General features: G+C 70.7%; 6 protein-coding genes. 1 reads left to right on the top strand and 5 read right to left on the bottom strand.

What is annotated here, in order from left to right; all coding sequences use genetic code 11:
• Positions 1-5: 5 nt before the first annotated feature.
• From C1J00_RS34360 to speB, 3 genes are all read right to left on the bottom strand, one after another.
• On the bottom strand, positions 6-1,283 hold the full coding sequence (locus C1J00_RS34360; protein WP_102912875.1) for an AAA family ATPase: 1,278 nt from the start codon (positions 1,281-1,283) through the stop codon (positions 6-8).
• Between the two features lie 116 nt (positions 1,284-1,399).
• Positions 1,400-3,091 (bottom strand): thiamine pyrophosphate-binding protein, encoded by a 1,692-nt coding sequence (locus C1J00_RS34355; RefSeq protein ID WP_102912874.1) that lies wholly within the window; start codon positions 3,089-3,091, stop codon positions 1,400-1,402.
• Positions 3,088-4,068: an agmatinase gene (speB, locus tag C1J00_RS34350; RefSeq protein WP_102912873.1), complete on the bottom strand. Its 981-nt coding sequence runs from the start codon at positions 4,066-4,068 to the stop codon at positions 3,088-3,090. The genes C1J00_RS34355 and speB overlap by 4 nt, the downstream gene beginning before the upstream one ends.
• Positions 4,069-4,507: 439 nt before the next feature.
• Here speB and C1J00_RS34345 point away from each other — a divergent pair, with 439 nt between their 5' ends.
• Positions 4,508-5,296 (top strand): phosphatase, encoded by a 789-nt coding sequence (locus tag C1J00_RS34345; RefSeq protein WP_102912872.1) that lies wholly within the window; start codon positions 4,508-4,510, stop codon positions 5,294-5,296.
• Here the strand turns inward: C1J00_RS34345 and C1J00_RS34340 are convergent.
• Entirely contained in the window at positions 5,289-6,179 is an 891-nt protein-coding gene (locus C1J00_RS34340) for an acyl-CoA thioesterase (RefSeq protein WP_102912871.1), read from the bottom strand. The genes C1J00_RS34345 and C1J00_RS34340 overlap by 8 nt on opposite strands.
• A gap of 35 nt (positions 6,180-6,214) precedes the next feature.
• Positions 6,215-7,372: an acyl-CoA dehydrogenase family protein gene (locus C1J00_RS34335; protein WP_102912870.1), complete on the bottom strand. Its 1,158-nt coding sequence runs from the start codon at positions 7,370-7,372 to the stop codon at positions 6,215-6,217.
• Positions 7,373-7,505: the final 133 nt, after the last annotated feature.

Below are 7,505 nucleotides of genomic sequence, written 5' to 3'. Positions count from 1 at the left end.
CCCCATCAGTCGCGCCCCGCCCCGTCCGCTCGCTCGCCTGTCTCGTCGTACATACCGGATTCGCGCGCCACCAGCAGCCGCCGCGCGATCTGCCCCTCCAGAAGAGCCGGAACCCCGCCGAAGGCCCCCGCGAGATAGGACTGCGTGAGGTCCTCGCCCTCGCCCGGCTCCGCATCGGTGAGCGGATACAGCTCGGTCGCCCCGTCCTTGTCCTTCTCCGTCAGCCACACCTGAGCCGGGTCGAGGAGCCGCTCGCCGCTCGGGGTGGTGAGCACCGTCGCGTCGTGCGACGTGAAGATCAGCTGGGCGCCCTTGGGGTTCGCGTACGGGTCGTGGAAGAGCCGGACGACCTCGGCCGCGAAGCGGGAGTGCAAGCTGGCGTCGAGTTCGTCGACGAGGAGGACCGCGCCTTCGTCCAGGGCGAGGAGCAGTGGGCCCAGGAGGGCGAACCAGGACCGGGTGCCGTAGGACTCCTCCCGCCAGTCGAAGGACACGTCCCCGGCAGCCGAGTGGTGCGTCAGCTTCACCGTGTCCTGGCCCGAGCCCTCCTGGACGACCGTCGCTCCGGTGATGCCGAGGTCGGCGACCCTCAGCAACTCCTGGATCCTGGCGGCCCTCGGACCGGACAGTTCCTTCGTGGTGTACCGCGCGCGCTCGTCCCGCTCGACCTCCGGGCTGATCATCCAGAAGTTGCGGCGGAACCAGTGGAACAGCGGGGAGAGCTGCGGGTGGTTGTCCGTGCCGGCCGTGGAGAGCAACAGTGCGTTCGGCCGCGTACGCCGTACGAGCTGGGAACGGTCCTTGACCCGTCCACCGGGCCACTTGAAGACATCCGGCCGGGAGGCGTCGCGGTCGAGCCATTCCTGGCGGCGTCCGCGCGGGTAGCTGTGCAGCCATTCGGACTCGACTCGGGTGGCGCCGAGCTCAAAGCCGTACGTCCAGCGGACCGCGTCGATGATGACGTCGACCTCGAAGAAGGAGGGTTCGCTCTCGCTCTTGGGGTCCAGGGAGAAGATCTGGCGCGGAATGCCGTCGTATGAGGCCCAGTGCGCGTAGGAGTTGAGGACCGCATTGCGCATGTCCGTCATCGCGGTCAGCACGTTCGACTTGCCGGAGGCGTTGGCCCCGAAAATGCCGATCAGCGGGAAAACGGAGACGGATCCGCCGCCTGCGAGATCCACCGGCTTCGCCGACCCGCCCTGTTCGTCGCCAGGCGCGACGAAGGACAGCTCCTGCTCGTCTCGCAGGGACCGTACGTTCGCGACGCGGAACCGTAGCAGCACACTGTCCTCCTCTCCGGGCTCAGAGTAATGGCCGCGTCTGACATCGGCCCCGCCGGGACGCCTGCGGCCTCACGGAACATATCCCCTGGAGGTTGTCGCCCCGGCCGATCGGGTGATCAGTCCGAGCCCAGGTGCGTCGGGGCGAACATCCGCAGCACGGCCGGGAGCAGGACCACCGAGGGCCCGCTCGCCTGTAGCGCCTTCGCGAGGTCCTGCTCCAGGTTCTCCGGGGTCGTCCGTACCCCGGGCACGCCGAAGGACTCCGCGAGGGCCACGTAGTCGGGCCGGGTCAGTTCCGTCGCGGTCGCCTCGCCGAACGCGTCGGTCATGTACTCGCGCAGGATGCCGTAGCCGCCGTCGTCGACGATCAGCCAGGTGACGTCCAGGTCGTACTGGCGGGCCGTCGCCAGCTCGGCGATCGAGTACAGGGCCCCGCCGTCGCCGGAGACGGCGAGGACCGGGCGGGTCGGGTCGGCCGCCGCCGCGCCGAGGGCCGCGGGGAAGGCGTAGCCGAGGCCGCCGGCCCCCTGGGCGGAGTGCATGTGGTTGGGGCCCTTGGCGTCGAAGGCCGACCAGGCCCAGTAGGCGAGGATCGTCATGTCCCAGAAGGACGGGGAGTCGGCCGGGAGCGCCTTGCGGACGGACGCCAGCACGTCCTGTTCCAGGGTGAGTTCCTGGGCGGCGATGCGGTCGCCGACCTTCGCGAGCACCTCCCGGACCCGGTCCGCGGCCGTCGCGTCCTCGCGGGGCGTCACCGTCTCCAGCAGCGCCTGCAACGCGAGGCGGGCGTCCGCGTGGATGCCGAGGGCCGGGTGGTTGGACTCCAGCTTGCCGAGGTCGGCCTCGATCTGGACGACCCGGCCGCGGGGCTTGAACGTGTGGTAGTTCGAGGAGAGTTCACCGAGGCCCGAGCCGACTACCAGCAGGACGTCGGCGTCCTCCAGGAAGTCGGTGGTGTGCCGGTCCTCGATCCACGACTGGAGCGACAGCGGGTGCTTCCAGGGGAACGCGCCCTTGCCGCCCGGTGTCGTGACGACCGGCGCCCGGAGCCGCTCCGCCAGCTGCCTCAGCTTGCCGGAGGCGTCCGCCCGGACCACTCCCCCGCCCGCGATGATCGCCGGACGGGCGGCCCTGGACAGCAGGTCGGCGGCCACGGCGGTCAGTTCGGGACGCGGCGGCAGCTCCTCGGGGAAGGCGTCGCCGCCCGTGACGACCGGAATCGCCGTCTCGGCGAGCAGCACGTCCTGCGGGATCTCCACCCACACCGGGCCGTGCGGGGCGCTCAGCGCGGACTTCCAGGCCGCCTCGATCGCCGAGGGGATCTGGGACTGGGCGCGGACGGTGTGCACGGACTTGACCACGCCCCGGAACGAGGCGGCCTGGTCCGGGAGTTCGTGGAGGTAGCCGTGCCGGCCGCCGCCCAGGCCCGCCGTCGGGACCTGGCTGCTGATCGCCAGCACGGGCGCGGAGGCCGCCGCCGCCTCCTGGAGGGCGGCCAGGGAGGTCAGGGCGCCCGGCCCCGTCGACAGCAGCAGGGGCGCCGCCTCCCCGGTGATCCGGCCGTACGCGTCCGCCGCGAACCCGGCGTTGTTCTCGACCCGCAGGCCGATGTACCTCAGGTCCGAGCGGCGCAGCGCGTCGAACATGCCGAGGGCGTGCTGGCCGGGCAGCCCGAACACCGTCGTGGCGCCCAGCCCGGCCAGCGTCTCCACGACCAGGTCTCCGCCGCTGCGGCCGGGAGGAGGGTTCAGGGCGGCCTCCGTCTGGGCGGGCGTGGGGCGCAGTACCAGGTCGTGGTCGTGGGTCACGTGGCTTCCGAGTCCTTCCGGGCCGCGGCGATCTGGCGCGACATGATCGTGGTGAGTTCGTACGCGGTGTGGGAGGCCGCGACCGACGTGATCTCCGCGTGGTCGTACGCGGGAGCCACCTCGACGACATCGGCCGACACCAGGTTGCAGGATGCCAGGCCCCGCAGGATCTCCAGCAACTCGCGTGAGGTCATGCCGCCGGCCTCGGGCGTGCCGGTGCCGGGGGCGTGGGCCGGGTCGAGGCAGTCGATGTCGATGGAGATGTACAGCGGGCGGTCGCCGATGCGCTGGCGGAGCTGGTCGGCGACCTCGTCGGCGCCGCGCCGGTAGACGTCGGCCGAGGTGACGATGCCGAAGCCCATCTTCTCGTCGTCGGTCAGGTCCTGCTTGCCGTAGAGCGGGCCGCGGGTGCCGACGTGGGACAGGGCGGAGGTGTCGAGGATGCCCTCCTCGACCGCGCGGCGGAACGGGGTGCCGTGGGTGTACTCGGCGCCGAAGTAGGTGTCCCAGGTGTCGAGGTGGGCGTCGAAGTGCAGCAGGGCCACCGGGCCGTGCTTCTTCGCCACCGAGCGCAGCAGGGGCAGGGCGATGGTGTGGTCGCCGCCGAGGGTCATCAGACGGGCGCCGGTACCGAGCAGGTCGTCCGCGGCGGCCTCGACGGTCTCGACGGCCTCGTTGATGTCGAACGGGTTCACGGCGATGTCGCCGCCGTCCGCGACCTGGGCGAGGGCGAACGGGGAGGCGTCCTGTGCGGGGTTGTACGGGCGCAGCAGCCGGGACGCCTCACGGATGGCGTTGCCGCCGAAACGGGCGCCCGGCCGGTACGAGACGCCCGAGTCGAACGGCACGCCCACCACCGCGACATCGGCCCGGCCGACCTCGTCCAGCCGGGGCAGCCGGGCGAAGGTCGCCGGTCCCGCGTACCGCGGAACGCGGGAGGAGTCGACGGGCCCGCGCGGAGTCTCGTTGCTGCTCATGGAGGAATGCCTTCTTTCCTACGCTTCATCGCGTATGTACTGCTTGTCGTACGACTTTACCGGGCAGCCGGGACCGGCTCGGACGCGGGTCGAATGCCTGCCCGGCGACGCGTTCGCGCCAGGCGGCGAGGACGGCCACGCCGGTCGGCCACGCCATCAAGCCGACGGCGCCGTAGCCCCCGAGCGACGACATTCAGTCCCAGCACATCCGCCAGAATCTGGGGCGACCACTCCAGTCGACACTAGGCACCCGCCAACGACTGCGACATGTACATTTCGTACACCGCAGCGCGAAGGTATGGAAGGATCGGCGTGGATGAGCGGGAGCTGCGGGGTGCGGATCTGAGTACGTGAGCGGCGTCCCTCTGAGCACGTGACGCACGTCCCAGCGCTCGATACGCCGGGGACGCCCGCAGTCGGCTGCCTCACAATGGATGTCATGCCGATATCCGGGACACCCAGCCGCGCCGAACTCGTCGAGCACCTCGTCAGAACGCGCATCGCGGGCGACGTCGCCACTCCCCGCGAGAACAACCTTTCCCACTACCGCAAGCTGGCGAACAGCGACCGCCACTACTGGTTCGGGCTGGAACTCGGCGACCGCTGGAGCGACGAGCAGGACGTCCTCGCTGTGATGGCGGAGCGCGTCGGCGTGAACGACGACCCCGAGTACCGGTACGGCCAGGACACCATCGACCCGGAGCTGACCGTCGACGGCCTGGAGCGGATGGCCGGGCGGCTGCGCAAGGCGGCGGACGGGCAGCAGCGCGTCCTCTTCGCCACCGGCCACCCCGGCGGCCTCCTCGACGTGCACCGTGCGACCGCGTCGGCGCTGCGCGCGGCCGGCTGCGAGATCGTCGTCATCCCGGACGGGCTGACGACGGAGGAGGGCTATGTCATGCAGTTCGCGGACGTGGCGGTGCTGGAGCACGGCGCCACCCTGTGGCACACCCACTCCGGCGAACCGATGAAGGCGATCCTGACGGCCATGGAGCGCGAGGGCCGCCCGCTGCCCGACCTGGTGGTCGCCGACCACGGCTGGGCGGGCTACGCGGGGCAGCACGGCGTGGACTCCGTCGGCTACGCCGACTGCAACGACCCGGCCCTCTTCATCGCCGAGGCCGAGGGCACCGTGCAGGTGACGGTCCCCCTCGACGACCACGTGGTCAGCCCGCGCCACTACGACCCGATGACGGCGTACCTGCTGTCGGAGGCGGGCCTCAGCTAGGGCCCGGCTCGCGCGGGACGCGGACCACGCCCTCCTGTATCACGGTGATGGCCAGCCGCCCGTCCTGCGTGTAGATCCGCGCCTGCCCCAGTCCCCGGCCGCCGTACGCGGACGGGGACTCCTGGTCGTACAGCAGCCACTCGTCCGCGCGGAACGGCCGGTGGAACCACATCGCGTGGTCGAGCGAGGCCCCGACGACGTCCCCGACGGCCCAGCCGCCGCGCCCGTGCGCGAGCAGCACGGAGTCGAGCAGCGTCATGTCGGAGACGTATGTGGCGAGGACGACGTGCAGCAGCGGCTCGTCGACCGCGCCGCCCAGTTTGCCGTTGGTGCGGAACCACACCTGCGAGTGCGGCTCGCGCGGCTCGCCGAACTTCCCGTAGGGCGGCTCGTCGACGTACCGGAGGTCGACGGCGGAACGGGCCTCGGCGAACTTCTCCACCACGACGGGATCGAGATGCCCGTACCCGCGCAGCCGCTCCTCGCTGGTCGGGAGGGTCACGGGATCGGGCGCGGCCGGCATGGGCTCCTGGTGGTCCAGCCCGTCCTCATGCGTCTGGAAGGACGCCGAGAGGTGGAAGATCGGCTTGCCGTGCTGGACGGCGACGATGCGGCGGGTGGTGAAGGAGCGGCCGTCGCGGATCCGGTCGACGGTGTAGACGATGGGCGCGCCGGGGTCGCCGGGGCGCAGGAAGTACGCGTGCAGCGAGTGCGCGGGCCGGTCCTCGGGGACCGTGCGCCCGGCGGCGACGAGCGCCTGGGCGGCGACCTGCCCGCCGAAGACCCGCGGGACGACGGCGGACCGGGACCGGCCGCGGAAGATGTCCTCCTCGATCTGCTCGAGGTCGAGCAGATCGAGGAGGTCCTGGAGTGCATTGCTCATGGCAACTGTTGTACCGGCCAATGACTACGGCCGGTTCACAGCCCCATGTTCTTCGCGATGATCGACTTCATGATCTCGCTGGTGCCGCCGTAGATGCGGTTGACGCGGTTGTCCGCGTACAGGCGGGCGATGGGGTACTCGTTCATGAAGCCGTAGCCGCCGTGCAGCTGGAGGCAGCGGTCGATGACGCGGTGGGCGACCTCGGTGCAGAACAGCTTCGCGGAGGCGGCCTCGGCGGGGGTGAGCTCGCCGGCGTCCAGGGCCTCGGTCGCGCGGTCGGCGACGGCCTCGGCGGCGTCCACCTCGGCCTGGCAGGCGGCCAGCTCGAACTTGGTGTTCTGGAAGGACGCGACCGTCTTGCCGAAGACCGTGCGGTCCTGGACGTACTGCTTGGCGAACCGGACGGCGGCCTTGGCCTGGGCGTAGGCGCCGAAGGCGATGCCCCAGCGCTCGGAGGCCAGGTTGTGGCCGAGGTAGTAGAAGCCCTTGTTCTCCTCGCCGAGCAGGTCCTCGACGGGCACCTTGACGTCGACGAACGCCAGCTCCGCGGTGTCGGAGGTCTTTAGGCCGAGCTTGTCGAGCTTGCGGCCGACGGAGTAGCCCTCGGACTTGGTGTCCACGGCGAAGAGGGAGATGCCGTGGCGGCGGTCCTCGGCGGTCGGGGCGGAGGTGCGGGCGCAGACGATCATGCGGTCGGCGTGCACGCCGCCGGTGATGAAGGTCTTGGCGCCGTTGAGGACGTAGTGGGTCCCGTCCTCGCTCAGCTTGGCGGTGGACTTCATGCCCGCGAGGTCGGAGCCGGTGCCCGGCTCCGTCATCGCGATGGCCCACATCTCCTCGCCGCTGACGAACTTCGGGAGGAAGCGCTTCTTCTGCTCGTCGGTGGCGAGCATCTTGATGTACGGCAGGGCGAGCAGCACGTGCACGCCGGAGCCGCCGAAGGCGACGCCCGCGCGAGCGGTCTCCTCGTAGAGGACGGCCTCGAACTTGTGACTGTCCAGACCGGCGCCGCCGAACTCCTCGGGGACGTTGATGCCGAAGATGCCCAGCTCACCGAGCTTGTAGTAGAAGTCACGGGGCGCCTGGCCCGCTGCGAACCACTCGTCGTACACGGGTACGACCTCGGCCTCGATGAAGGCGCGAAGGGTCTCCCGGAACGCCTCGTGATCCTCGTTGAACACCGTACGGCGCACGCCGCCACCTCCACGACTTCGCATGTCTAAGCGCTTGCTCAGCAAAAGATACCGGCGAGTATCGAGACACGTCCAGGGTGGAGCCGGGGTGGTCGGGGTAACGCTCGTCACGCCGGGGGCCGCCGGGTATGGG

The organism is Streptomyces cahuitamycinicus (assembly GCF_002891435.1).
Classification (GTDB): Bacteria; Actinomycetota; Actinomycetes; order Streptomycetales; family Streptomycetaceae; genus Streptomyces; species Streptomyces cahuitamycinicus.
This window is presented reverse-complemented; position numbering and strand designations above follow the sequence as displayed.

Bases quoted from the DNA above. Each gene is read 5' to 3' on its own strand.
- speB (WP_102912873.1), bottom strand. From the start codon at position 4,068: ATGAGCAGCAACGAGACTCCGCGCGGGCCCGTCGACTCCTCCCGCGTT.
- C1J00_RS34345 (WP_102912872.1), top strand. From the start codon at position 4,508: ATGCCGATATCCGGGACACCCAGCCGCGCCGAACTCGTCGAGCACCTC.
- C1J00_RS34340 (WP_102912871.1), bottom strand. From the start codon at position 6,179: ATGAGCAATGCACTCCAGGACCTCCTCGATCTGCTCGACCTCGAGCAG.